The organism is Bradyrhizobium lablabi (assembly GCF_900141755.1).
Lineage (GTDB): Bacteria > Pseudomonadota > Alphaproteobacteria > Rhizobiales > Xanthobacteraceae > Bradyrhizobium > Bradyrhizobium lablabi_A.
In genome coordinates this window covers 3,618,945-3,644,897 of record NZ_LT670844.1, presented here as the reverse complement: position 1 = coordinate 3,644,897, position 25,953 = coordinate 3,618,945, and the positions used below count along the sequence as shown (strand labels likewise).

Annotated in this window: 23 protein-coding genes, 1 tRNA gene and 1 pseudogene; 11 read left to right on the top strand and 14 right to left on the bottom strand. The window is 60.3% G+C overall.

Translation table 11 applies throughout. The features are described 5' to 3' along the window. The first annotated feature begins 122 nt into the window (after nucleotides 1–122). A complete protein-coding gene (locus tag B5526_RS16980; protein WP_079539740.1) occupies nucleotides 123–905 on the top strand; it encodes an SDR family NAD(P)-dependent oxidoreductase in 783 nt (260 codons plus the stop codon). Nucleotides 906–1,061: 156 nt separating this feature from the next. Here B5526_RS16980 and B5526_RS16975 read toward each other — a convergent pair whose 3' ends face one another. Together B5526_RS16975 and B5526_RS16970 are read right to left on the bottom strand one after the other, a co-directional pair. Next, nucleotides 1,062–1,340 carry a GlsB/YeaQ/YmgE family stress response membrane protein gene (locus B5526_RS16975; RefSeq protein ID WP_079539738.1) on the bottom strand — a complete coding sequence of 93 codons (279 nt, stop codon included), beginning with the start codon at nucleotides 1,338–1,340 and terminating at the stop codon, nucleotides 1,062–1,064. A 61-nt stretch (nucleotides 1,341–1,401) separates the two neighbouring features. Beyond that, complete coding sequence (locus tag B5526_RS16970) at nucleotides 1,402–1,989, bottom strand: YidB family protein (RefSeq protein WP_079539736.1); 588 nt, start codon at nucleotides 1,987–1,989, stop codon at nucleotides 1,402–1,404. Nucleotides 1,990–2,269: 280 nt separating this feature from the next. Here B5526_RS16970 and B5526_RS16965 point away from each other — a divergent pair, with 280 nt between their 5' ends. The 4 genes from B5526_RS16965 to B5526_RS16950 all read left to right on the top strand — a co-directional run bounded on the left by B5526_RS16965 (nucleotide 2,270) and on the right by B5526_RS16950 (nucleotide 4,786). After that, nucleotides 2,270–3,292 carry a 2-dehydropantoate 2-reductase gene (locus B5526_RS16965; protein WP_079539734.1) on the top strand — a complete coding sequence of 341 codons (1,023 nt, stop codon included), beginning with the start codon at nucleotides 2,270–2,272 and terminating at the stop codon, nucleotides 3,290–3,292. 19 nt (nucleotides 3,293–3,311) lie between these two features. Next, a complete protein-coding gene (locus tag B5526_RS16960; RefSeq protein ID WP_079539731.1) occupies nucleotides 3,312–4,028 on the top strand; it encodes an MgtC/SapB family protein in 717 nt (238 codons plus the stop codon). Between the two features lie 68 nt (nucleotides 4,029–4,096). Beyond that, nucleotides 4,097–4,336, top strand: coding sequence for a hypothetical protein (locus B5526_RS16955; RefSeq protein WP_079545066.1), 240 nt, complete (start codon nucleotides 4,097–4,099; stop codon nucleotides 4,334–4,336). 27 nt (nucleotides 4,337–4,363) lie between these two features. Further along, nucleotides 4,364–4,786 carry a CAP domain-containing protein gene (locus B5526_RS16950; protein ID WP_079539729.1) on the top strand — a complete coding sequence of 141 codons (423 nt, stop codon included), beginning with the start codon at nucleotides 4,364–4,366 and terminating at the stop codon, nucleotides 4,784–4,786. Between the two features lie 178 nt (nucleotides 4,787–4,964). Here the strand turns inward: B5526_RS16950 and B5526_RS16945 are convergent, their stop codons facing one another. Continuing rightward, nucleotides 4,965–5,582: a hypothetical protein gene (locus B5526_RS16945; RefSeq protein ID WP_244562321.1), complete on the bottom strand. Its 618-nt coding sequence runs from the start codon at nucleotides 5,580–5,582 to the stop codon at nucleotides 4,965–4,967. A gap of 293 nt (nucleotides 5,583–5,875) precedes the next feature. Here B5526_RS16945 and B5526_RS16940 point away from each other — a divergent pair, with 293 nt between their 5' ends. Beyond that, nucleotides 5,876–6,265, top strand: a complete 390-nt coding sequence (locus tag B5526_RS16940; RefSeq protein ID WP_433994632.1) for a hypothetical protein — start codon at nucleotides 5,876–5,878, stop codon at nucleotides 6,263–6,265. Nucleotides 6,266–6,390: 125 nt separating this feature from the next. Here B5526_RS16940 and B5526_RS16935 read toward each other — a convergent pair whose 3' ends face one another. Continuing rightward, a complete protein-coding gene (locus B5526_RS16935; RefSeq protein WP_079539725.1) occupies nucleotides 6,391–7,818 on the bottom strand; it encodes a caspase family protein in 1,428 nt (475 codons plus the stop codon). 358 nt (nucleotides 7,819–8,176) lie between these two features. Between B5526_RS16935 and B5526_RS16930 the strand changes: the two genes are divergently transcribed. Continuing rightward, nucleotides 8,177–8,359: a hypothetical protein gene (locus tag B5526_RS16930; protein WP_079539723.1), complete on the top strand. Its 183-nt coding sequence runs from the start codon at nucleotides 8,177–8,179 to the stop codon at nucleotides 8,357–8,359. A 165-nt stretch (nucleotides 8,360–8,524) separates the two neighbouring features. Next, a complete protein-coding gene (locus B5526_RS16925; protein ID WP_079539720.1) occupies nucleotides 8,525–8,839 on the top strand; it encodes a copper-binding protein in 315 nt (104 codons plus the stop codon). A 37-nt stretch (nucleotides 8,840–8,876) separates the two neighbouring features. Here B5526_RS16925 and B5526_RS16920 read toward each other — a convergent pair whose 3' ends face one another. After that, entirely contained in the window at nucleotides 8,877–9,182 is a 306-nt protein-coding gene (locus B5526_RS16920; RefSeq protein WP_079539718.1) for a hypothetical protein, read from the bottom strand. 190 nt (nucleotides 9,183–9,372) lie between these two features. On the opposite strand from B5526_RS16920, the gene B5526_RS16915 reads away from it, so the two are divergent. Then, nucleotides 9,373–9,449, top strand: a tRNA-Arg gene (locus B5526_RS16915). Between the two features lie 215 nt (nucleotides 9,450–9,664). Here the strand turns inward: B5526_RS16915 and B5526_RS16910 are convergent. The 8 genes and pseudogenes from B5526_RS16910 to B5526_RS16875 all read right to left on the bottom strand — a co-directional run. Then, nucleotides 9,665–10,856 (bottom strand): annotated as a pseudogene (locus B5526_RS16910) (sensor histidine kinase); the annotation flags it as partial. A 1,035-nt stretch (nucleotides 10,857–11,891) separates the two neighbouring features. Beyond that, complete coding sequence (locus B5526_RS16905) at nucleotides 11,892–13,334, bottom strand: DUF1254 domain-containing protein (RefSeq protein ID WP_079539716.1); 1,443 nt, start codon at nucleotides 13,332–13,334, stop codon at nucleotides 11,892–11,894. Between the two features lie 184 nt (nucleotides 13,335–13,518). After that, a complete protein-coding gene (locus B5526_RS16900; RefSeq protein ID WP_154071342.1) occupies nucleotides 13,519–16,695 on the bottom strand; it encodes an ABC transporter substrate-binding protein in 3,177 nt (1,058 codons plus the stop codon). Nucleotides 16,696–16,913: 218 nt separating this feature from the next. Then, on the bottom strand, nucleotides 16,914–17,723 hold the full coding sequence (locus B5526_RS16895) for an LssY C-terminal domain-containing protein (protein ID WP_079539711.1): 810 nt from the start codon (nucleotides 17,721–17,723) through the stop codon (nucleotides 16,914–16,916). 90 nt (nucleotides 17,724–17,813) lie between these two features. Next, nucleotides 17,814–18,815: a SphA family protein gene (locus B5526_RS16890; protein WP_433994650.1), complete on the bottom strand. Its 1,002-nt coding sequence runs from the start codon at nucleotides 18,813–18,815 to the stop codon at nucleotides 17,814–17,816. A gap of 243 nt (nucleotides 18,816–19,058) precedes the next feature. After that, the gene (locus tag B5526_RS39750) at nucleotides 19,059–19,481 is read right to left on the bottom strand and encodes a helix-turn-helix domain-containing protein (protein ID WP_079539709.1); all 423 of its coding nucleotides are present in this window, start codon (nucleotides 19,479–19,481) and stop codon (nucleotides 19,059–19,061) included. A gap of 144 nt (nucleotides 19,482–19,625) precedes the next feature. After that, nucleotides 19,626–20,273 carry a response regulator transcription factor gene (locus B5526_RS16880; RefSeq protein WP_079545063.1) on the bottom strand — a complete coding sequence of 216 codons (648 nt, stop codon included), beginning with the start codon at nucleotides 20,271–20,273 and terminating at the stop codon, nucleotides 19,626–19,628. Between the two features lie 111 nt (nucleotides 20,274–20,384). After that, nucleotides 20,385–21,494 (bottom strand): HlyD family secretion protein, encoded by a 1,110-nt coding sequence (locus tag B5526_RS16875; RefSeq protein ID WP_079539707.1) that lies wholly within the window; start codon nucleotides 21,492–21,494, stop codon nucleotides 20,385–20,387. 342 nt (nucleotides 21,495–21,836) lie between these two features. On the opposite strand from B5526_RS16875, the gene B5526_RS16870 reads away from it, so the two are divergent. Both B5526_RS16870 and B5526_RS16865 read left to right on the top strand, forming a co-directional pair. Beyond that, nucleotides 21,837–24,338 carry an arylsulfatase gene (locus tag B5526_RS16870; protein WP_079539705.1) on the top strand — a complete coding sequence of 834 codons (2,502 nt, stop codon included), beginning with the start codon at nucleotides 21,837–21,839 and terminating at the stop codon, nucleotides 24,336–24,338. Between the two features lie 184 nt (nucleotides 24,339–24,522). Then, the gene (locus B5526_RS16865) at nucleotides 24,523–25,374 is read left to right on the top strand and encodes a hypothetical protein (protein ID WP_079539702.1); all 852 of its coding nucleotides are present in this window, start codon (nucleotides 24,523–24,525) and stop codon (nucleotides 25,372–25,374) included. On the opposite strand, the gene B5526_RS37755 is transcribed toward B5526_RS16865, so the two are convergent. Further along, complete coding sequence (locus B5526_RS37755) at nucleotides 25,375–25,725, bottom strand: hypothetical protein (RefSeq protein WP_154071341.1); 351 nt, start codon at nucleotides 25,723–25,725, stop codon at nucleotides 25,375–25,377. Nucleotides 25,726–25,953 lie beyond the last annotated feature (228 nt).

Genomic DNA, 25,953 nt, shown 5'->3' with positions numbered 1-25,953 from the left:
AGCGCCCGCTGCCGGAATTATTAATTCCGCTCAACGGAGTTTTGCCGATTTGCAGCCATTTCGCGGCACGATATGGTGGGTGGTCTCGTCTAGCGAGCTCAAGATCACATGAGGAAATGCGGATGTCGAAGGATGGGTTGTGCGCGATTGTAACGGGCTCGGCGTCGGGCCTTGGGGCTGCGACCGCAGCACACCTGGCCAAGGACGGCGCGCGCATCGTGATCAATTATTCCTCGAGCCAAAAGGAAGCCGAGCAGACCGCCGATCTCTGCCGCAGCGCCGGCGGCGACGTCGTCGTGGTGCAGGGCGATGTGTCGCGCGACGAGGACTGCAGGAAGATCGTCGCGGCGGCCGCGCCGTGGGGGCGTCTCGACGCGCTGATCAACAATGCCGGCACCACAAAACACATGCCGCACGGCAATCTCGACGGCTTGTCGGCGGAGGATTTCCAGCGCCTCTATGGCGTCAACACCATCGGCCCGTTCCAGATGGTGCGCGCGGCGCGCAGCCTTTTGGAAGCGGGCGCGCAGGCCTCGGGGCGCGCTTCGGCGGTGGTCAACGTATCCTCGGTCGCGGGCATCAGCGGCGTCGGCTCCTCGATCGCCTATGCCGCGAGCAAGGGCGCGCTCAACACCATGACCTATTCGCTGGCGCGCGCGCTCGCGCCGCTTATCCGCGTCAACACAGTCTGCCCCGGTTATATCGACACACCCTGGTTCACCAAGGGCCGCGGCGAGGACGGCGCCAAGCAGGTGCGCGACAGCGTGATCGCGAAGGTGCCGCTCAAGGTCGCTTCAAGCGCGGACGATATCGCGGCGCTGGTGTGTTTCCTCGCCACGCCGCAGTCAAGCAACATGACCGGCGAACTGGTGCGGATGGACGCGGGGCTGCATTTGATTTCGTGAGAGGGCGGGCATTCTTTCTCCGTCATGGCCGGGCGTCGTCCCGGCCATCCACGTCTCTCTTGCCGCAACGCCGCTAAGACGTGGATGCCCGGGCATAGGCGAACGGAAGCGACGCCGTCCTTCGGACGGCTATGCCCGGGCATGACGACGTTCTTTCTACCTGGCACCCGGATCCGAAATCACGCGGCTTGCGACCAGCCGGTTCCAGATGAACAGCACCACCAGCGCGCCGATGGTCGCGGTGATGAAGCCGGCGCCCTGGTCGGGACCGTAATGGCCGATCAACTGGCCGATAAAGGTCGCGAGAAACGCGCCGGCGATGCCGAGCACCGTGGTCAGGATGAAGCCCGACGGATTGTTGGGGCCCGGCGAAAGCAAGCGCGCGATGATCCCCGCAACAAAGCCGACGACGATAATCCAGATAATGCCGGTCATTTTTGTCGTCCTTTTCTAAAAAGCACCATTTCGACATGCAGGCGCAAATCCCGGGCCGGTTTCAGAGCCGGCCTGACAACTCATTCTCGGTCGGCAGCCGTCCGTCCGGCGTCAGATGATTGATTACGTCGGGCAATTGCTGGCTGAGGCCGGCGAGCAGTTCCTCGCGCGACAAGCCAGTTTGTGACATCAGGCCGTTGATCTGGTCGGCGCCGAGCGCGCTGGCGAGATCGCCTGGCGCAATCTGCTTGTTCGGGCCGTTTGCGACCCACGTACTGGCGGTCTCGCCATGGCCGTTCTTCTGCAACTGATTGAGCAAATCGCCGAGCCCGCCCGAGATCACGCTGCCGGCGGCGGCGCCGCCGAGTAGCCCGCCCAATCCGCCCTTGAGGACGTCGCCAAGGCCACCACCAAGGCCACCACCAAGCCCTCCGCCGGGCATGCCGGCATTCGCGGTGGTCCCCGGTGAGGGCGCCGGCGCCGGCGCCGCGCCGGGCTGGCTGGCGGTGAGGTGTTTGACTGCCTTCCAGGCAAGCAGTCCGAGGATCGCCATGGTCATCGGCGACATTCCCCCGCTTGACTGTGCGCTGGGATTGCTCGGGCCACGCGGGCCATTCTGCATCCCGTTGAGTACGTCGAGTAAACCCATTGTTCTCTCCTGCGCAGTACCCGCCCCGCGGGAAACATAACGGCGGGCTATGACGGTTACAAGGCGAGCGGCGGAGGCGGATGCGTGGCAGAGCACTACTTCACCTCTCCCCGCTTGCGGGGAGAGGTCGAAATTCGCGGAAGCGAATTTCGGGTGAGGGGGACTTACCGCGCACTCTTCGCCTTCCGAATTTGCGGAAGCAGCCCCTCACCCCGACCCTCTCCCCGCGAAGAGCGGGGAGAGGGAGAAGAGGACATAAAAGTCTGCTATCGGTGGCGGGATGATTTTGGAAAAACCGATCGGCGTGGCGGGCGCGGGCAGCATCGGCTGCTTTGTTGGCGGCATGTATGCCGCCGCCGGCCGCAAGGTCGCGCTATTGGCGCGCCCACGCGTGATCGGTGAGATCGAATTAAGCGGGCTGCGGCTGACCAGCTTCGATGGTTCTGATCGCACCATCCCGGCCCATCAACTGGTGCTGTCCCAAGATGGCGCGATTTTCGGCGATGCCGGCGTGGTGCTGGTGACGGTCAAGAGCGCGGACACGGCTGAAATCGCCGACGCGATCGCGCGCCATGCGCCCAGCGATGCCGTCATTGTCAGCCTGCAGAACGGCATCGGCAATGTTGCCGTGCTGCGCCAAAAATTACCGGGCCGGCGCGTATTGGCGGGCGTGGTGCCGTTCAATGTGGTCGCTCCCGGCGAGGGCCGATACCACCGCGCCACTTCGGGCGATATCGTGATCGAGCGGGACGACGCCGATACCGCCGCGCAGCTTTCGGTGCCGGGGTTGAAGATGCATGCGAGCGACAACATCGCCGGCCTGCAATGGGGCAAGCTCTTGGTCAATCTCAACAACGCGATCAATGCGCTGGCCGACCTGCCGCTTCGCCAGCAGCTCGCGCAGCGCGCCTGGCGCCGGCTGATGGCGGACCAGATGGCCGAGGGCCTCGCCGCGATCCGCGCCGAGGGCATCAAGCCGGTATCCGCGACGCCGGTTCCGGCCGGCCTGACGCCGCATCTGTTGCGGCTGCCCGACGCGATATTCGCAGCCGTGCTCGGGCGCACCTTGAAGATCGATCCGCAGGCGCGCTCCTCGATGTGGGAAGACCTGCAGCGTGGCCGCCGCACCGAGATCGACTATCTGCAGGGCGTCATCACGGAGATCGCCGACCGGCGCGGGCTCAAGGTGCCATTGTCGCGTCGCGTCGTCGCGCTGGTGAAAGCGGCCGAGGCGTCAGGCAAAGGCTCGCCCGGGCTGACGGTCGAGCAGATAAGGCCGTCGAATTCCATGATAGACGTCTGACCCCCGATCGAGACAAATAATGCGCTTCATTCAGACGTTTCAGCTCTACGATTTTCTCGACACGCTCGTCAGCCTGCTGACCGCCTTCGTGTTCGGAACCATCATCGGCGCCGAGCGGCAATATCGCCAGCGCAGCGCGGGGTTACGAACCAATGTGCTGGTCGCCGTCGGCGCCTCGGCGTTTGTCGATCTCGCCTATCACCTGGCGGAAGCCGAAGGCGCCGTTCGGGTGATTGCCTATGTGGTCTCGGGGATCGGCTTTCTCGGCGCCGGCGCGATCATGAAGGAAGGCATGAACGTCCGTGGCCTCAACACGGCGGCGACGTTATGGGCTTCGGCCGCGGTCGGATGCTGCGCCGGCGCGGATATGGTCGCCCAAGCCGCGCTGCTGACGGTCTTCGTGCTCGGCGGCAATACGCTGCTTCGTCCGCTGGTCAAGGCCATCGATCGCATTCCGATCGACGAACAGGCCTCGGAAGCAAGCTACGATGTGCTGGTTACGGCCGACGCCGCTTCCGTTGCCGCGATTCGTGAATTGCTGCTGGAAAAGCTCGAGGCGGCAAACTACCCGGTGCGCGATATCGACGTGGTCTACCGCTCCGGCGACACCGCCGAGATCGTCGCAACGCTGGTGAGCCAGTCGATCGAACCGGAGGAACTCGACGCCGTCGTTGCGAGCCTCGCCGGCCAGCCCGGGGTTCGCCACGCCACCTGGAGTGTCCGGGCTCTCGAATGAAATGAGCCGCATTGCCTTGAAAAGGCGACGATCGAGCGGTACGTGCGGCGCTTTCGGGAGCAATGAATATGAAGCGAATTTGCAAAGGTCTTTTCATTGCCGCCGGTATGGCTCTCGTCGGCCAGGTCTTGATGGCGCCGGCAAGCGCCGCCCCGCCGACGGTGACGCCGTCGCCCGGCTACGATTCGAGACTGCAGGAGCAGCACGCCGCGCGCGGCAGTGCCGCGCCGGTCATCGATGCGCCGGTCGTGCCTGCTGCCAAGTCGCGTGCTCCCCGCCTCAAACGCGCCCATCACGACGCTCATTAAAAACCACGCATGCCGACACGATATACGATGAGGTTGTTCCTTCTCGCGCTCTCTCTAAGCCTGAGCTTCGTTGCAACCGCGCGCGCGGACGATTGCGCCGGCGCGATCAGCGCCTATCGGCGGGCGCATGGCCTGCCCGCGGTGCGCTCCGACAGCCGTCTCGGCGCGGTTGCGCTGAAACAGGCGCAGGCGATGGCCGCGAGTGGCAGCGTCAGCCACAGCGTCGGCGGCAATTTTCCGGCGCGAGTGGCGGGCTTGCGCAAATCGAGGGCGGCGGAAAACATCGGCGCCGGGTTTCTCAGCTTTTCCGAGATGCTGAAGCAGTGGGAAAACTCCACCGGCCACCGCGAGAATCTCCTGATGGCCGGCGCGCGCCGCGTCGGCGTGGCGTCGGTGAGCAACCCGAATTCGCCGTACCGCAAGTTCTGGGCGATGGTGATCACGGATTGAGATTGTCGTGCCGCTGTCGTGCGCCCGCACTGCCGTCATGCCCGCGAAGGCGGGCATCCAGTAATCGCCGCCGAGCGGATTGGGCAGCCCGTCGCCCCAAGGGCGTTCGGTGGTTACTGGATTCCCCGCCTGCGCGGGGAATGACCTCGAAGTGTGGGCAGATTTGCTGGGCGAGAAATCAGCTTCGCTTCGCCTTGCTCGTGGGCGAGCCGAACAACGCCTTCTTCAGATCCTTGATGCTTTCGGAAAGCCGCGGCCAGTCGCAGGAGAAGGTATGCGGCGCGCAAGTTGAATTTTTCGGATGCGGCTTGATGTCGTTCACGACGGCCTGCGGCTTATTGTGCGTCTCCACCGGCGCCGGTGCCTTTTCGTTTTCCGGCACCTTTTCACTCTGCAGCGAGGCCTGCTGCAACAATTGCTGCTGCTGTTTCGCCGCCAACGCCGCCGCGATGCTGTTGCGCCGCTCGCGGTCGAGGAAGGCGGTATATTGCTCGTCGATCTGCTTCTGCTCTTCCGGTGTCGGGTTGGGACCGGCGATATCAAAGCTCCGGTTCTGCATGAAATCGTAATAGGTGTAGCCGCCGCCCGGCTTGCGGCGGCCGGCGAATTTCGCGTTGCATGCGGTGAGCGCCGAGGCCTTGACGTCCTTGGTCGCCGCCTTCTCCGCGGCGTCGGCGCATTCCTCGAAATCGGCCGGCGCGCGCGACCACCACTGCGCCTGCGTGCGCAATGGTGCCAGCATCGCAGCTGCAGCAAGCGCGGCAATCAGCAAGGCGGATGGGCGCGATGCGATCACGATTTTCCTTTGCAATTTTTCTAAAGTTCCTGCGACGTGATTTGCGCCAATTGTCGCCATTATCGGTCGACTTGTCACCCCAGAAAAACCTGTGTCTTACATACCCGATCGCGCGCTTTCCGCTCGCCTGTGACGACGGGGACACAGTGAACCCGGCTCGCGGCTTTTGCGACCAAATGGCGATATAAACAGGCCTGAAAAATGGCGCGGGAACTTTCGCCTGGCGCGTTTGCGGGCAGGAGGTCATGGTCATAGCGTATCATCACACCCAGCGTGGCGTTTGGATCATGGCTGTGTTGCTGGCCGCGGCCATGCTCGATGCATTTGTCGCTTGGCGGAGCGGGCAGTGGTCGCCGCTCGTCGCCTTGGTCGCGCTGATCGCCGCGGCGGTCGTGTTCTCGTCACTGACCGTCGAGGTCGGCGCGACGGAACTTCGGTGGTATTTCGGCCCGGGATTTTGGGACTATCGCCTACCGTTCAACGACATCCAGAACGTCGCCCCGGTACGGAACCATTGGTGGAACGGGTTTGGCATCCGGATGGGCCCGGGTTTCCGGCTCTATAACGTGTCAGGTTTCGACGCCGTCGAACTGCGGCTGAAATCCGGCGAAATCCGCCGCATCGGCACCGACGATCCGCAGGGGCTGGCGGAGGCGTTGAAATCAGCAGGTCGTGGTGGGTGAGGGACGCAGCCAAATGAAGTTGTCATGCCCGGGCTTGTCCCGGGCATCCACGTCTTTTTGGGCAATTGCGGTAGGAGAGACGTGGATGGCCGGGACAAGCCCGGGCATGACGAAAAGTGAATGCCTCATCGCGGGCTGCACTCGCTGACGCCGTAGGCGGCAAATTCCTTGACGATCCCGGCATCCAGCGATTTCGCGGCGCTAAGGTCCGACGTTCCGTCGGCGCCGCTGCGCTGTTTCGCGACGCCGCGGCCGAACAGCGATGATACCGAGCGAGGATTATTGTCAAGCGCGTTGGAATAATCCCTGATCGCGTCGCTGTTGTTGCCGAGCTTCAGATTGACCAGGCCGCGGCTGTCCAGCGCATCCGCGGATTCCGGCTTGAGCCGGAGCGCCTCGTTGCAATCCTTCAGCGCTGACTGCAGATCGCCGAGCGCGGCAAGCGTCCAGCATAAATTATTATAAGTCGGCGCGTCCTTCGGGCTCAATCGGATGACCTCGTTGAAATCCTGCACGGCCAGCGAATAGGCATGCTTGATCGCGTAAATCTGTCCGCGCTTGTAATGCGCCAGCGCGTCGTTCCGATTGGCGGACACGCGGCGGCTCAAATCCTTGATCACTGGGTCCTGGGCGAGCTCTTCCGGGCTCGGCGGGTTGTCCGCTTTGACAGTCACGCAGGGCGGCGGACCGCCATGGTCGAGCTTCGATTCGAGCTTCGGTTCGATCTTCGGTTCGATCTTCGGTTCGATCTTGGGCTCGATCCTGGGTATCTTGTGGTCGCCGCTGTCCGGTACGAGGCTGGTGGAGAATGAAAAGTCGACCGCCATCGAAGACGATAGCCAGGGCACCTGTTCGCTCTTTGATGCGCCCACCACCCCGGTCTGGGTGTTCCTGAGCGATTGCTCGGCGCTGACGCCGGGCGTGCGAATCTCCCTGAGCAGTTCCGTCACGAACAGGCTGTGGTCGTTCTTGCTGTCGCTGGCGACCGAGCCGAGCGCGGTGGAATACAGCACCAGCGTATTGTTGGGCGTCACCGCCGGGGCCAAGCCCGCGGAGTAGCGGCGAAAGCGGCGCTCAAACGGGTTACGCCGCGCGGCGTCGAGCAGCGCGATCTTGACCGACGCGCCGCGGTTGCTCATCTCGCTGAGGATGGTCTCCAGATTGAAGCCGTCGCGCAGCACGTCCGGCTCGACCCAGATCTGGGCATCGACCGGGATCAGGTAGGTCTGGCGACCGGATTGAATGCCGAAACCGTCGAAGAAAATCAGCGCGGCGGATCCCTGCGCAATTTTGGCGTATAAACGATCGAGCGCTTGCCGCATCGCGTCACCGGTCAGGTTGACGCCTAGTTCCACGTCAAACTTGTCGTGCCTGAGTTCATCAGCGATGTCCTGGGCGTCGTTGGCGGCGTCTTTCAGGACGAATTCGTTGTCGGGATATTTGGCATTGCCGATCACCAGCGCGAACCGGCCTGGACCATCGGCGGCGCGCGTCTCGGCATTGGCCGGCAAGGTCAGAATTCCGGCAAGCAACAGGGCGGAAATAACGCGCATCAATTGCCCGCCAAAATCTTTGAAATTGGCAAAACCCTGAATTTAACGAATTGTCCACATTTTAGGCCGGCTTGTCACCCCGAAACGGCGGAAAGTTCCGCCGCGCGCTCCCCGTATTTCTGCGGGTGCTCTATTTTTGAACCTTTGTCCTGGCCTTGTATACATATTCGAGCCGGGGGATTTCAGGGGCCTCGGTGACTGACCAACGCCGCCGAGCGATCATATTCCGCTTGGGCGGCGTTGTGCTTTGTGGATGTGGAACCCGGTTTCAGTACACTTTTGTACATTTCTCCTGGAACGAAAAACGGGGTTCCCGCGTGGTGTGTGTGGGGGTTGGCAAAGTTAGGGGAAATACGTAGTGGCTAGCCGAGAGTATCTCACGCGTCAGGCGGCGACGCTTTTGAAGTTCGCCAAAACCACCACGGACACCAACGTTGCAGCCGGCTTCCTTGAGAAGGCGGCCGATCTCAAGAACCAGGTGGACGAGAGGGAGCCGCGCGATCGAAGCCCGCGCGCGCCGGACGTTGAGAATCCAGCCTGAGGTTCCCGCGCGGGGAACCACGCCCGATTCAACATCGATTCTTCCCAACATGCTCGCGGTCATGAATGCCGTGGCTGTCGCGGGCCCTGCCGCGGCGATCTGGTGAAGGAACCAACGCGGCGATTACGGTTTATCGCGCATACCTCTAAAACCGGGAGGACTGCCATGAGATTGGCAAAGATCGTTCTGGCTGGCGCTGCGGCCCTCACCATCAGCAGCTCGGCAGCCTTGATCAGTTCGGCAGCTTTGGCCCAACAACCGCTTACCGGAGTGGTTACCGAGGTTGACCGGATCAATCGCATGGTCGCGATTCAACCGACGCAAGGCGGTACCGTCGGAGCGAATACTGCCGGCGCGGCCGAAGAGTTCAAAGTACCAGCCGGCTTGTCGTTAGATACGGTGCATGCCGGCGACAAGGTCACCTATTCCGTCTCGGAAACGGGTGGCACCAGGACCATTACAAAACTTCAGCAACAATAAAGATCGCGGTCTGGCTTGGAAGGCGCCAAGCGCGCCTTCAGGCGCATTTCACCAAAACGACGTAGTCGGGGCGGGACGTGGTGATGCCAAAGATTTCGGTGTCGATCTTGTCATCGCCAACCACCCATGCCGACCTGCATTGGCCCCTGAGAATTCGCAGCGCCATGCGGTTGCGGTCTTCCCTCACCTCCGGATTGTAGCCGATCGCATAGGTGTTCTGGACGTGAACGATGAAGTCGTAGGGCTTGCCCGCGGAGGCCTGCTCGACGCGAACCGGCTCGCCCGCTTCGGCGCAACCGGCGAGGATGGCAAAAAATAGCGTTAGACCTGCGATGCTTTTCATGACGCCTGTGACCCCGGTGGAATGTGAGGAGACCAGTCTCCTTCACAAAATCGCTTCGGTACCCATTCTGGCCAAAAATCGATGTCCGCGCCACGCTTTTCGCGTGGCAAAAGGGCTGCCCGGAGGCTGGCGATCACGCCGCCGCTCTGGTATCTAACTCCCAAGCACCCGCCGCCTTGCGCGGGTCTTCGGTCCCGTAGCTCAGCCGGATAGAGCGACGGTTTCCTAAACCGTAGGTCGCATGTTCGAGTCATGCCGGGATCGCCAGCTTCCGGACGTCGAGAAGCTCAAAAGAATTGGGCGTTTCTCAATTTTGTCGGTCTGTTCGCCCGCGCATTGCTGGCGCAAAGCGGACTTCCCAAATGGACGAATATGGAACGTCGGCGGCCAGCGCGACGCGATTCGCCAAACCCGGCGTCGCAAAATGACAGGAGGCGCAGGTGAACGCCCACACCGCGCCAATGGCTTCTCGCGGCAGTTAGTCAGCCTGCCGGCGCCACCCGGGGCAGCAAGAGCTGCATCTTCGTTCCCTTGCCTGGCTCGCTATCGAGATTGAGCCGGCCACCCAGGCAATTCGTAACGATGCTGTAGACGATATGCAGCCCGAGGCCGGTGCTGCCCTGATCGCGACGGGTCGTGAAGAACGGATCGAACGCTTTGCGCCTGACGCTGTGGCTCATGCCGCAGCCGTCGTCCGAAAACAGAATTTCGACATTGTCATTCCCGGACGCCTGCATCTTGATGTCGATAGCACCGCTCTTACCGTCGGGAAACGCATGCGCGACCGAGTTGAGAAGTCAGGACCTGTCCGTAGGGTCCCGGATAGCTCTCCATCGTCAGATCGGGTTGGCACTCGACGTTGACAATCAGCTTTTCCCGTCCCGAACCTTGCCGCAAGCCGATGACAACCTGTTCGGTCAGATCGCCGAGATCGAAGGTGCGTCGATCGGAGTAATTTCGGTCGGTAGCCACCTGCTTGAACGATTGAATCATTTGGGCCGCGTGATTGAGATTGGCAACCAGTTGCGATGATGCCTCGCGGCTGATTTCGAGAAACTCATTCAGGCTTGAACGCCTTAGATTGCCTTGCGCGACTTCCGCAGCGAGTGCTGCGGTCTTTTGTTCAAGCGACGAAGCTACAGTCAGGCTGGTACCTACCGGATTATTGATCTCATGCGCGACCCCCGCCACCAGCCGCCCAAGGGCTGCGAGCTTTTCAGCTTCAATCAGGGAGTTTTGAGTCTCGCGTAGATTTCGCAGCGCTGCTTCGGCCGCATCCCTGGCGCAGCGCAGCTCTTTTTCGTTCGCCTGCAGCGCTGCTTCCGCGCGCTTGCGCTCGGTGATCTCTTCGGCAGCGACGTTAACGCCGACAATCTCGCCAGCCGAATTTCGCAACGGGTGCCAATAGGTAACCCATGATCGTTCGTCGGTTTGGTCTGCGCGCTGACCGGCCACTTCGACGCCAATTACCGGTTCGCCGGTTCTCATGATCGAGCGCACGATTCCTTCGACGGCTTCAGCCAGCGCCGGCACGCAATCCCGAACGGAACGTCCGAGATGATCCTCGACCGAAATGCCGCATATCTCAGTGAGCCGCTGATTGATCTGCAAATAGCGGCAATCCGGGGAAAGGAACGCAAGACCGATCGGCGCCGTATCGTAAATCAGTTGCAGGGCAGGTGGGTGAGGAAGCGGGACGCCGAAGATCGGCGATGATTTCACCGCAGCCGCGTTATGCTCCTGGCCCTTTGACAACGAACGCCTCCCCCGCATTAGAACGTCCTTGCTACCCCCCGAAACGCCGGTCACGAGACGGAAAGAATATCAAGGCGGAAGCACCCGTCTATGCAAAATCAGACGGCCCAATTGGTGACCGCAGGGCTTCCAATAGGAGACAACCGCGCTCCCAAAGCGCAGTCGTTTGAGTAACCGAACGAGCATCGGCGGAAGCGCGACGGCTGTCGGTTTTCGCATAGACGAATGGTGCCCAGCCTGACTAGGAGTTGAATGCGGATGGTCCGCTTTTCAAAATGCACTTAAGCGAAATACGAGCAGGAGGCTAGCATGCCTATCTCGATCTCTATGATAATTGTTAGCACGCAGTTGGTTGTTGCGGTGGCTGACCAGGTGCCGAAGTTCGACATCACCCGCAATTGCAAACTCGACGTCGCCGCTACCGCTGGTCTCAGTGTCCGTGAACCTGATAAGAGCTGCATAAGAGATGAACAACGGGCAAGACAGCAACTGGGGAACCAATGGTCGAAATTTGCTGCACCAAGCAGAGCGAGCTGCACCGAGAATGAAAGGGTTGGCGGCACACCGAGTTATGTTAGTCTACTGACATGCCTCCAGATGAGTACGGGGGCTCGTTAGCTTCGACTTACCGTCCGCCTTTGGTTGGGTTCACAGTTGTGACGCTGCCGGCTACTGGCCGCGCAGGATTCGGTCCGTCGTAGCTTTGAGTTGTGGGGCTGACCGATTTGGCGGGCGCTCCAGACCGGGCATTTTGCAGTCGGTCTTGAAGCTCCCAACCGTCGTGAACGACCGAACCCGGGACTTGAACGGCGAACTCGCCGGTCTGTGCAGGGGCCATTGACGTCGAACCTAGCAAGAACGCGGTGAGTATCGCTGGATAGGTCAGATGTGCTCGCATGGCGGTGTCCTTCTGGTTCGTTTGGTTCGCTACTGCCATTACCGGATCCGCTGCATCTACGACACCCGCTTGATGTCGGGCGGCTGCCAGGTGCCTTCACCCACCGGCAGGATCGAAGGTGGTTCGACCTTCGGCCAGTAGAGCCGCAACACCAGATAGATCGGGCCGTTTGGAGCAGGCAGCCAGTTCGATTCCTTGTCAGCGCCTGGCGATTTGTTCTGGATGTAGAGCGTGAGCGACCCGTCGGCATTTGTCTTCATGGTCGCTAGCATCGGCGAGTTGATCAGATAGCGATTGATCGGGTTTTCGATCAGCAACTGCGACTTGCCGTCGTACATGGTCAGCGACCAGAAGGCATTCACCGGCGGCAACTGCCCTGCTGGGAATGTCAGCGTGTAATTGTGTTGGCTGCCGTCCAGGGTCTGACCATCGCTGTCGGTGCGCCTGGCGGGATACATCGCCTCCGCTGCGTCGTTGCCGTATATTCCTCCCTTCGCGCCGGCAGCGCGTTTCAACCAGTCGCCGTTGAAAAAAGCACTATCGCCGAAAAGCGAGCTGACTCGCCAGCCATTGATCGCCTTGCCGGCATTGGCGACGGCCTCATCGACCTTCTTCTCACCTTCCTTCATGCCCAAGCCGACTTCGAGCTTTTGCTCCAGCGGCAGGTCCTTGAAGTTGAAGGTTTTGCCGGGTCCGACGCCGATACTGGCGAGCTGCGCGCGTATCTCCTTCTCGTTCTCCTGGGCCGGAGCAAATTGCAGCGCGAAGTCGAGGTAGTCGAAAAAGTTCGTCTTCGCGAGTTCCTTGTCGATTTCAGGAAAATCGATCGTTGCTGCGGCAGTCGTAGCCGGCTGTTTCAGATAGGCCGAAAGCGTCTGCACCTTGTAGCCGGCCTGCACCTTCTTGACGTTGTCGAGATCGTCGGGGCTGAAGAGCTGGGTGCGATATATCGCCATCGAGAACTGGGTGCTCGACCGGAACACCTTTTTAATTCCTGGCGGAGTTGCGCCCTTCCAGTCCGGAGCGACAACCATGTAGTCGCCGGCTTCGCTCCCCGTGGCACGGGTCCCGATATAGCCGTAGTTGTAGGTATTACCGTCGCACAGCATGACCGAGTAGTAGCGCTTCGGGTCCACCGGCGGGACCGAAAGCACGAGCGGCTCCGCCCGCAAGTCCATCCATACGACTGAATAAGGCGTGTCGCTGTTCGGTGTGACAACGGCGGTGTCTTTATAGGTGAATACGTTGGCCGCGTTCGCAATCTGATTGAACGGCGCCTTGTACTGCCCGGAATTGCGATCTACCGCAAACTCGTACATGACGCCGTAGCCCATCACAATGGGCAGGCCGTAGATGAACCCTGCCTCGGCAATGTCCTTTGCCTTGAGGAAGCCAGGGCGGTCGGCGTTCGTCTGCGCTTGCACAGGGACGGACTTCGCCGTCGACGCGGTGATTGCAGCTAGGGCGGCGGAGCGAAGAAGATCACGTTTCGTCAACATCTGAACATTCCTTCCTCTTTGCGGCGTGTGCTCGGGCGCTCGTGCGCAATATAAAACTGGCCGCGCAAAATTACGCACTCCCGTTACGGGCGACTATGCAAAATCAGCCCGATGGGGGTGCTGGGCCGACTTTGAGGAAACAATTCGCCACGCCGAAATCATCGAGCTAGATAGCCGTTCAGGATCAAAAACCGACTACAAGGGAGGTTCGCCTCTGCCCGCATTCCTCGAGCATGACCTTCGCCACGGGATCGGCGGGAAAATTGTCAAGAATATCGCGATAGCCGCGCTCCGCCGCTGCAAAATCGCCGGCCTCCATCCACTGCGACGCTTTCCAGGTCATCGCGCACAGCCGCTCGTCACGGTCACGGACGCTCAGCTCGGGATCGTCGCTGGCGCGGATAGCGAGCAACTCATAGATCATGAACCCGGTCTTGCGGCCCTTCACCTGAACGCGCTTCAGTGGTCGAGCGAGTATGTCGGACTGCGCATGGTCGTAGATGCTGTCGCTGATGCAGATGGTGGTGCCAAACAGCTTGTTGATGCCTTCAAGGCGGGCGGCGACATTCACGCCGTCTCCCAAGGCCGTGTAGCTCAGTCGAGCCGAAGAGCCGACATTGCCGACAAGAACATTGGCGCAATTAAGTCCGATCCGGATTCGGATTCGCGGCCGGCCTTCCGCCTCCCAGGCATCGTTGACACGCTCCATGCGCCGCGCTGCCCGCAAGGCGCCCGCGCAGCCACGCAGCACATGGTCGGTACGCTGTACCGGGGCGTTCCAGAACGCCATGACGCCGTCGCCAATGAACTTGTCGACGGTTCCTCCCTCTTGCGATATCGCGCCTGACACTTCCTCGAGATAGGTCGAGATCTGAACCAGAAGGTCGTCCGGTGCGAGAGTCTCGGAGTGGCTGGAAAAATTCTCAAGATCGGAAAAGAACACGGTGAGCATTCGCGGCTCAACGCCCAGGGTCAGCGGAATGCCGGATTTGATGAGCTGGCGGACCACATCGAGCGGAACAAAGGAGGAGAACGATTTCAGCGATGTTCGCAACAGCGAAGCCGCGGACTCCAGCCTCGCGATCTCCCGGATATTGGATGGCTGAGTCCCGGGTGTGTCGAATTGCAGACTTTCGATCTCCTGCAATTGTCGCGACACGTTTTCGACCGGCCGCGACAGTCGGCTGGCTGCGAAATAGATGAAGAACAGCTCGATCATGGTGAGGATGATGATGATCACCATCATCAACCGATTGGTTGCCTTCAACGTCCCTACGAAATCGTCGACCGGCGTCAGCGTAATCACCTGCCAGGCCTGACCGAAACCATCCGGGAAATTGGCGAAGGCCGCGATGAAATCCTCTCCGTTCGCCGGCGATCGGAAGACGAAGCTGTCGGCACCAGCATGAGCGTGCTGACGATGAGCCTCGCGCACATCCGGATCGTCGATATCCGCCAGAGTTGCGACCCTAAGCGCTCCATTCTCTATGCTGACGCTCTTCTGCTTGGTTGGGAAGGCAATGATCTTGCCGTTGTTGCGGTCCGCGATCAGGGTCGTGCTGTGTGGGCTGGCTCGATGCTTGTCGAGAAAGTGCGACATGACGTCCATGGTGATGTTGGCCGATGCGCAGCCCAGGAAGTCGACACCATGGAAGATTGGAACACGCAGCGAGAGAATGGGGAAACCGGTGTCGGGGTTGATCGAGGGCTCGGTCACGGCAAGCGTCCTGGTGATCTTGGCCGCCTGATAGCCGGGCAGCGTCCGAATGTCGGTGTCAGTGCCGACATCGTATCCGCCGACCTCATGGGGCCATATGTCGAAGAATTTGCGATGGCGGAATCGTGAGAGCGCAAACGTGATCGCGTCGATGTAGCTGGAGTGCCAGTTCGCGGCCGCCGGAATGCGAGGATCGCTGCGTCTGCGGTCCTCGTCGATGCGGGTGACAACCCGATGATAACCATCCTCGAAGCTGACATAGACGGCGTCGATATGCGCAGCCGAGGTCAGGGCGCGATGGAGCAGATCGCGGCTTTCCTCGGTACGAAAATAGCCGGGATCGGCGGCGGCCACCTCGGCGAGAAAGCGAAGCGGGCTTTCCGTGCTTTCGATCAAATCCTGGGTGCGCTCGACGCTGGCCCGGCTGGTCTGCGCGACCGCGTCGTTCAGGATCGACACCATGCCGGCCGAGTTCTTATTGTAATTGTAGATCAGGATGAAGATGAGAGCGGGAATGCTGAGGCCGATGAACAGCAAAGACATGATCAGGCTCAGCCTTGGTCGCCCCATTGTGGCGATTAACGGGAGGGCCCCCAGCCGGGCCAGTGCGCCCCGCAGGGTACGGCGACTTCGGTACAGGACCACACCCGCAATCGCCAATCCGACCGGGACAAGGAGCAGTGGGATCAACCAGCGTCCTTCGACTTCGTCTTCTCTGTCCCACATCAGCCCTTTGGGCAGCGTATCGTCACTCAACATCCCGAGCTTCCGATACGTCGCGGCGATGTGTCGCCAGCGCGCGGCATCCTGTTCACCGATTTGGCCTGGGCCCCGTCCGACCAGCAGATCCGTGCGGGCTGCTTCGAACAGCAAAGCCTCGCGGCTCTTTTTTTGCGAATAGGTCTTGAGGATCAAATCGACAGTCGCCTCCTTGTGCGCCAGCGCATAGGCCCAGCCTTTTAGGCTTGCCGCGCGGAACGCGGCCACTCGTTCGGGGTGGGCTCTCACCTCTGTCTCGGAACTGCACAGATTGTCGCCATAGAAATCGATTCCGTACGCGCTGGGCGAGAAGGTCCGAAATGCGGCTCCGAGCTGCTCAAGAGCGAACGGCTCGTTGGTGCTGTAAGCAACCATCGCGTCGGCACGACCAGTCAAGAGATCGCGCGGATTTCCGTCGTGAGCGACCCGCGGTAACGTCTCGTAATCGACCCCTTCGCGCTTCAGCATCACGGCGATATCGTCGCTCCCCGGCGCGTCCATCAGCGTGCGGCCGCGTAAATCCGACACGCTGCTGATGTCCGCCCGGCGCGGGACCAGAATGATTGCCGGGGAGTGCTGGAAGATGGCGGCCAACACGACCAGCCGCCGACCCGCCGCCCATTCACGCAGAACACTGGCGCCGCAGACGCCGAAATCCGCTTTGCCGCTGGCGACCGCCTCGGCAACGTCGATATCGGGACCACCTTCGCGGATCGTCACGTCGAGACCGGCGTTACGATAGAAACCCTGCTCAAGCGCCGCGTAGTAGCCGGCGAACTGAAACTGGTGCTTCCATTTGAGCTGTAGGGAAACCGCATCGAGAGCGGCGGCGGGATGCGATGCCAGCAGGAGCAAGCAGACAGCCTTGGCTAGGCGTCTCAACATGTTCGATTGTTGCGCGCGCGCCGCGCGGCGATCCGCCAACCGTTGGTCGCCCTAGCAAGATTAGCATGCGTTCCTCGATCGCCTTTTTCCATGGCCGAGCCGATCTCCGGTTAGCAGCGAGATTTGGCTTGGCAAGTTACGGCAAAACCCGCGCGGACGACTATGCAAAAAAAGCACTGCGCCGCGGCTCGTTTGCCCAATTCATGTCGACAGAGCAGTCAACGTGAATGGCCGGGAGAAGACCAGGAAAACACCGCATCCTTTATTTGGATCAATGCAGGCGAGGGCTGCATGCTGGCGACCTTGTCGGCCTTCTCCCCTCGAGGAACAAGCCGCGCCAACCATATCTCTCCGTCGGTGTAATAAGGATCCCCTTCACCGTTCCGTCCATTCAGGGTAGGGCCGATCCCGTTCATTTGATAAATGCGCAAGACCGTCTGCGCCTGGTTCAGGTCGCCGATCAGCTCGTCGCGCTCTTCATCTATATTTGGTGCGATTTTGTGCGTAACCTGGCCGGTGTCCCGACTCAGCGTAACCCCGCTGTCGAAAGTTGCCGATCCAAGCCAAACGGGAGCTGCATCGGTCCCGCTTTCGAGTACCAACCATAGCCGAACGTGCTGCCGGCGGTCCGCGCTCACTCCGTGCGGCTTTTCAAATGCGAGATCTTCACGCCGGCCCTCGAAGAAGAGCGGGCTGACTGGAGCGTCCTTGTAAGGACGATCGAGCATGACGCTGTCCACAATTTCGAGGCTTGTCCGCAGCGTAATTGGATCTGCTGGATACCATCCAGCTGCGTGAAAGGCATAGACCACGTCTTCGCGGGTTCCAATGAGGCCCACATTAATGGGATCTCCGGGGATACCCTGCGCCGTCGAGGTCCGCATCACCCGCTTTGAAAGACCGGGTTCATGCTCGACGCGCGACCAAGTGGCCGGCAAGATCAAGTAGCTAACAGCGACGTAGCAAGCCATCACCGCTGCAAAAATCAGGAAATAGCGGCGTATCCGGGCCCCGGGAATGGAATTCATTGGATCGCCTCCGCACGAGGTTTGTTCGTGGCGAATGCACGCAAGTCTGTGCGAGCCGACGGCTGCGCTGACCCAAAACGGATCGATGCCTTACTTCGTCACCATGTGGCGCGTCGGCGTCACAGTGCTGGTAGGCGCCATCGGTGAGATCGAGAACGTCAGCCACGTATTCCATCCCGCCGGCCGGTTGGCTTGATCGAATTCGCCGTATCCTTTCAGATTGACGTATCCCTGCATGTCTCCAACCGGAAACAGAAATCCGATCTGCGGCCCCACACCAATGACGCGCGACTGGAAACCACCCAGAATCGGATGTTGACCGAAATCGTCCGTAACCTGCTGATACACATATCCCACGAGGCCGACGAAAACTTGTTTCGAGAGAAACTGGGAGGCGCCCCAGTCGACGTGGAAGTCGATGCCGTTTTGGTATTGCGTGTCCTGATTCTTGAAGTTGTAGGTAAATCCCGCGACGGCTGAGAATTCGTGCCCGGTCTGCGGATTGAAGTAGGTGTAGCCGCCGCCGCCATCGATCGCGGCGTGGCCGATACCGAGATTGGCAAGGCGCGTGGGACTGTAGGCGCCAACGGGAATGTCGCCCGTCAGATAGGTCATGAAATTGTTGACGCCCGCATTCCACTTCAGCGTCGCCACCGGATAGAGGTCGCCGAAGGAGGTGATGGAGTCGCCGATGCTTCCCATGCGCATTGCCGCAAACTGTCCGAACCCTGCGGTGAGCGTTCCATCGATCGAAGCCGCCGATCGGCCGAACAGGCCGGTCATGCCGATGGCCAGTTGTCCGCCAAGCACCGGCGTCGCGAATGTGTAAGTCGGATTGAGCAGCAGGAGATCGGCTTGCGCATGCAGGCTTGCATTCAAGCTGACGTTAACTGTCGGCGCGAACCTGCCGATCGTAATCTCTCTTGCCGCGGCCACACCACCAAATGCCGATACAGTGGTATGATAGTAAACCTCGGCCATGGACCAGCCCGGCACCTGGGGAGTTGCCGCAAGGCTGCTGAACTGCCCGGGAAGCCAGAACGAAACGCCGCCCTCGTCGGCATAGGCCACCTGGGACAAGGATCCTAACATCAACACGGCTACGCCGACGCTAGAGTGGATGAGCCAACCGCGAAAACTTGGTTCGGACAACTCGCGCGTCATCGGCTTGCTCCCAATGCTGGAGATCAGTCTATCAACCATAGATTGGATGTCTCTCCGCAAATCGGTTCCATACAAAATCTGTCCGGCGTTGTTGCTCTAAGGTCACGTCAAGCTCGTCGCTATTGAGACGACTTTTAGAAACTCACATCGTCAACCTCCGAAAGGAAGACTTTATTGGACAGCAACATTGACCGTTCTTTCCGGGAAGGCGTGATGTAGCGTTTGCGACGGACTTTCACCGAACACCTTTCGATATTCGACGGAAAAGCGCCCCAGTTCGACGAAACCAAAGCACGTCGCGATCTCCGTCACAGTTACGAGCTTGGAATCCGCGGACAGAAGAGCCCGTCTCGCCCGAGACAGCCGCAACATTCGAAGATGCCTGCACGGAGGGAGGCCATAAGCCTTGTGGAATGCTTTGCGAAGCGTTCGCTCGCTGACCGCAAGCGCAACGCAGAGAGCTGAAATGTGGAGGGGCCCGTCGACTTCCGCGAGTGCCAGGTTCTCCGTCTCCTCGACGAGGTCACGGCATACGTTGCTCTGGCGCGGGGAGGGCGCTCTCGTCCCGGTCGCGATCGGTCGATGACTGGCCATCGAAGCACCTGCGCGCGTGAGAACACACAAAGGATCCGGCGGGCGCAACCACACCACAATCCGGCGCTGGGGCGATATTGTCCCTTGGGGCAACCGAAGGTTTTGGGCTTCGCGGTTGCTCGGAAGCTGGATGTCCGGAGATCTCTATCCCGGGTTCTCGGCGGCGCTTGAAGATGGCGACGCCAACAGCCCTACGCGCTCCGCGATAGAAACCGCCTCCGCAAACGACTGAACCTGCAGCTTCTCCATCACCATGTGCCGATGGGCCTTGACGGTGCGTTCGGAAGTACCGAGCGAATGGGCAATTTGCTTGTTCAATTTGCCACGGACCATGAGCGCGAAAACCTCGTTCTCGCGCGGGGTCAGCGTCGAGATAAGGGTTTTGAAGGAATTGAGCTGGTCCTGGCCGCGCCGCTGCGCCGCATGGCGAACCAGCGCGCGCTGGATCGCTTCCAGCAGCGTTTGCCGGGGTATGGGTTTAGTAAGGAAATCTTCGGCGCCGGCCTTGATCGCGCGCACGCTGGTGGGAATATCTCCATGACCTGTCATGAAGATGATCGGCCAGCCGTGTGACAGCCTCGCAAGTTCTTCCTGGAGCTGCAAACCGCCCAAGGCCGGCATCTGAACGTCGAGGAGTATGCAACCGGGACTGGCATTCTCAATGTCGCGCAAGAAACAGGTCGCAGACTCGTAGGCTGCAACCTCATAGCCGGAGGCGTTCAATACGCGCGAAATCGCCGTCCGGAACGAGGCGTCGTCGTCCACGATATGAATCACGGGACCGCCGGCCATCATCGTGCTCACCCTGGTCGAGGTGGACGCCTGAGCTTGGAACGCGAAAATAATCCACTCGCGCGCGACTCGTCAACGCAGGTGATTGCCAGCAGAGTGCGTTCGTCGCTGCTACAGGTAAGCCGTATAGGCGCTGACCCAGACAAGAATGGAGGCAAGCAGCCCGATAACGCCGGCATTTTGGGCAAATGCGGTGGCGTTTCCGGACATTCCCAGCCGCAGCGAGTCACGGCTCATTTCGTCCGGAACAGAAATCTCCGCCGGAAAGACGGAAGTGCCACCCAGCGCACTGGTGCGCGCCAGCGTTCCGGATACCGCAATCTGCCCCTGGCCGACGCCCTTGGGGATTGCCGTGATCTTTGCGTGATAAATGCGCCCCGGCGCATTGTCGAAAACGATGTCGACGGGGGCGCCGGCCCTTATCGTCTGGAAGCCATTCTGTGAGAACATCCCGACAATTGTAATCTCATTCTCGACGACGAAGGATATCGCCGAACGAGCCTGCAATGCCCGGTCGCCAACGGTCAGCGCCACGACCGTCACATAGCCGTCGGCGGGCGCGCGCACCGTCGTCTGCGACAGCTCCCAGCTCGCGTTGTCGAGCTGCGCCTGAGTCTGCGCGACCGTCGTATTGACGCCGCCGATCTCGGAATCCAACGCGAGTTTTGCGCTCTGCTGCGCCGCTTTGGCCACGTTGAGCTGCGCTAGTGTCGTCTCGTATTGATTCTGGCGGTCCTGAGCCTGGAATTCCGTGTTGGCACCTTCCGCTGCAAGCTTCTGAATGTCCGCGTTGCGTTTCGTGTTGAACGCGACCTGCGCGGTCAGACCGACGACATTCGCGGTGGCCTGCTCGTAATTCGATTTCAAGATCTCGGTCTGTTGCTTTGCCGCGGCAAGCGACGCTTGCAATTGCGCGACCTTGTATTGAAAGGGCGCCGGATCGATCTGAAACAGAACATCGCCGGTCTTCACGGGCACATTCGGCTTGACCGGAATGGCGATGATCTGACCGGTCACGTTCGGCGTAACCTCCACCACACGGCCCGCCACGGTCACCCTGCCCGAGGGCGTGAGGTAATTAAACAATGCGAGAAATGTCGCGAGGATGAGGGCGCCGATGACGACGGCGACCGTCCCCGACAGCCAGCCCCAGCGCACCAGTTTGAACCTCGAAAACACCACCCACAGCCCGACAAGATAGAGACCCAGGATAATGAGCACGGCGAGGCCCCGTCGTTTGATAATGTCCAGCGTTCATTTGCAACCGGTTGATTGGCCGACGCTATGCAAAATCGGCGCGTCGAATGGCCCTTCTCCGTCCGGCCTGCGGCTATCACTCCGATCCGCCTTTGCTGGTGAGCCGACTAAGACAAGCGAGCGGGGAAAGCGTGCGAAGCTGCTCGGCCCCGTGTCTGAAACTGCATAGTCGGGCGCGATCATTCCTCTAATATCATCATGGACCGAATTGCGACCAAGTGCGGTGGGTTGTTTTGCAGGATCCACCACAGGTCGCGCCTGGCGTTCGCTCCAGAACATGAGAACTCACGTAGTTGGAGGCGGCACATGACGAATTTGCCAAAGATAAAGCGTTCGATTGCGCATTGGCGGTTATTGACAACTTTCTTGTTGCTTCCGCTGGCAACCTTGACCGCGCAGGCCCAACAGATCGAAGGCACTCCGGGTTCGCCCAGCGCTACGACAACAATCGATGGTAAACAATTGCCGCCCGAGCCCCCGAAGTTCGGCGGCGTGATCAAGGAAGACGCCAAAGATTCCAAGCCGTACTGGCCAGCATCCGTGGTGCCGCCCAAGGGCGCGCCGAACGTATTGCTGATCATGACCGACGACCAGGGCTATGGCGTGTCTGGCACTTTCGGCGGTGTCATCCCGACCCCGAGCATGGATCGCATCGCCAAGGCGGGATTGCGCTATACCCAGTTTCATTCCACGGCGCTTTGCTCGCCGACGCGGGCGGCGCTCATCACCGGACGCAACCACCATTCGGTTGGGTTCGGCGTCATCGGCGAAATGTCAACCGGCTTTCCGGGTTATGATTCCGTCATCGGCCAGGAAAGCGCGACGATCGGAACTATTCTCCGCGATAACGGGTATGCCACCTCATGGTTTGGCAAGAACCATAACACCCCAACCTATCTGTACAGCGCGGCCGGACCGTTCGACCAATGGCCCGTCGGAATGGGATTTGAGTACTTCTACGGGTTCATGGGCGGCGAGACCGACCAGTGGACGCCTTATCTCTTTCGCAACACGAGCCAGGTTTTTCCCTGGCTCGGCAAGCCTGGCTACAACCTCATCACCGACATGGCGGACGACGCCATCAACTACATGAACGGATTGAACGCTGCCGCACCTGACAAGCCGTTCTTCGTCTACTACGTGCCGGGTGGCACGCATTCGCCGCATCAGCCGAAGAAAGAATGGATCGACAAGTTCAAAGGCAAGTTCGACATGGGCTGGGAGAAGTTGCGCGATCAGATCTTCGCCAACCAAAAACGGCTCGGGGTTATCCCGGCGAATACGGAGCTGACCCCTTGGCCGGATACCCTGCCGAAATGGGACTCACTTTCATTCCTGCAAAAGAAACTATACGCGCGGGAGGCGGAGGTGTTTGCCGGCTATGCAGCCTATACCGACAATGAGATCGGCCGCGTCATCCAGGCGGTCGAGGACATGGGCAAGCTCGACAACACGCTGATCATCTACATCAGCGGCGACAACGGCACCAGCGCCGAAGGCACCCTTGAGGGCACTCCGAACCAGATGACCGCCTACAACGGCATTCTGAAACTGCCGGAAGCCGAGATGATGCTGCACTACGAGAATTGGGGCTCAGACAAAACCTACCCGCATATGTCGGTGGCGTGGTCGTGGGCGTTCGATACCCCGTTTAAATGGACCAAGCAGGTAGCGTCGCACTTCGGTGGCACCCGGCAGGGGATGGTCATCTCCTCGCCCGGCCACATCAAGGATGTCGGCGGCATTCGTTCGCAGTTCCATCACATGATCGATATTGTGCCGACGATCCTCGAAGCCGCGGGTATTCAGGCGCCAGCCACGGTCAATGGCATCGCGCAAAAGCCCATCGAGGGCGTGAGCATGGTCTATACGTTTGACCAGGCGAACGCCAACGCGCCGTCAAAACGCGACACGCAGTATTTCGAGATGTTCGCCAATCGCGGAATCTATCACGATGGTTGGTACGCCGCGACGACTCCACCTGCTGCACCGTGGCTCATGGGAACGGCAAAGCTGCCCGACGTCAACGACTACAAGTGGGAGCTCTACAACCTCACGGAAGACTATTCGCAATACAACGACCTCGCAGCCAAGAATCCTGACAAGTTGCGGGAGCTGCAGGCCTTGTTCCTGACCGAGGCGGCAAAATATCAAGTCTTGCCGCTGGACAACTCGATCCTGCCTCGCCTGGTGACGCCGCGTCCGAGCGCGACCGCCGGGAAAACGGTCTTCACCTATTCCGGTGAGAACGCCGGCATTCCGCTCGGCAATGCACCGAGCATTCTGGACAAGGATTACACAATCACGGCCCAAGTGACGATACCCAATGGGGGCGCCGAGGGAATGATCGTGACGCTGGGCGGTCGCTTCGGCGGATACGCCCTTTACCTGCTCAAAGGCAAGCCGGTCTTTTCTTACAACATGCTCGATCTGGAGCGGTTCCGCTGGGAAGCTGGCATAGGACGTCGCGACCTGTTCGGCGATGCGCTCAAGCCCGGCAAGCACACGATTGTATTCGACTTCAAGTACGACGGCCCCGGCCCAGGCAAGGGTGGCACGGGTGTATTGACGGTTGATGGCAATGAGATTGCCCGAAAAGCGATCCCGCACACAATTCCGATCCTTATGACCATCGACGAAACCTTTGACATCGGGAGCGACACCCGCACGACGGTGGATGACAGCTACAAGCTGCCGTTCCGCTTCACCGGCAAGATCGACAAGCTGACCTTCAAACTTGGTCCTGATCAAATGACGAATGATGAGCAAAGGCTGATGCGGCACGCACTCGAAAGAGCGAGGGACTAGCGCGGCAATCGCGGACTGCGGTTATGGACGTCGGTGGGCGTCCGTAACAACCAATCGGTTCGATGCCTGGATCAACCGTGGCGAACCAGCGCGTGGCCAGCGCTCTGTATCGCTGCATGTAACGCCTATCCCGGGCGTTCAGTCGCCCGGATGCACGAGCCGCCAGGATGAGGGAGATGACATCATGAGCCAGAACCACTTCACCCTCAGCTTTCCGTTGAAGTCGCCTGCGGATGCGAAGGCGTTGGCGGAACAGCTTCCGCCAATGATGCCGGGGCTGTTTCGGGCGGCGGATACCATCGGCAAGGTTCACTACTCGCGCTTCACGGTTCTCAGCGAAAAGACCTTGCTGTTTCTTGGCGACTTCGACGGCGAATTCGGTCCGCTGATGGCCCATCTCGCCAAGCTTGCGGGACCGGTGTTCGACGCCATCTTCCAGCACGTACAAAATCCGCCACCTGGTCCGGTCGCCGCCAATGCAGAGGCTTTCGCCAAATGGACTGCGGCGCATCTGATCCATGCGGTGAACCTTTACACCGCCTACCCCAATGTCACGGCCAAGGAAATCAAGGCGCTGGCGTCCGCTGCGGACGTCAGTGGGAGCGGCGAGTTGCATCCATTTCTGGTCATCTTGCCGATCAAGTCGTCGCTTCATTTCATCGCGGTACAACTGATTTTGCGGGCCAGGGGGCGCGGGACAACGAAGGACCTGGATAAAGTCGGCACGCCTCATTTCGCGCAGTTCGTGCCGCTCGAGGACAACCAGATCGGTTTCTTTACCGTCTATGACGGCTCCTTCGACAAGTACATTGCCGACTTCACCAAAAATATCGGAGAGGTCTTCGATCTAATATTCAAGTTCACCAAGAACCCGCCACCCTCGCCATGCAGGAAGCATCTCCAGGAGTTCGTTGACTTTGCGGCGGCGGCAAATCGCACTCCGATCGGATTTTACCAGGCATATCCGGGTCTTTCGGTTCAGGACATCCACGCGCTGGTCGCCGACAGCAAGCCGCTATCCGCTTCGGGCCGATAGTCAAGGAGATGCGCGATGGGTCAGGCCAACGAGGCACGGGCGGCTGAGGCGAAAGAAGGCGGCCAGGGATTTTTTCGCCGTCTTTTCGGCCGAGTGGAAAATGAAATTCCGGGACGAGATTCCCATTCCCGATCTGCTTCGCGGAGCGCGCTTGACCTCGGCGATATTCAGGGCTTCATCCTCCGCGGTTACAAGATGCCGATGGTGCGGCATTTCCTGCTTTCGGTCGGCATTCCCGCGGCGGCCCGCAAGTTGCTCGGTCGGTTCGTCAATGGCAACGAATTCGACGTGCCGCAAATCACCACTGCGGAAGATTGGCACGTGGGTTTCGAGCCGGGGCCAGGCGACCATCCCACTGATGCCCCGCGCCGCAAGCCCGACTATTGCCTGAACCTCGGCATCACGTGGCCCGGGCTGATCGCGTTGGAAATCAGGGAGCGCGTCCCGGGCCTCTCGTTCAAATCCTTCGGCGCGTTCATCTCTGGTGCCGCCGAACGCGCGAAACTAGTAGGCGATACCGGCGAGAGCGCCCCGCACCACTGGATCGATGGATTCGGCAAGGGACGCGACCACGTCCTC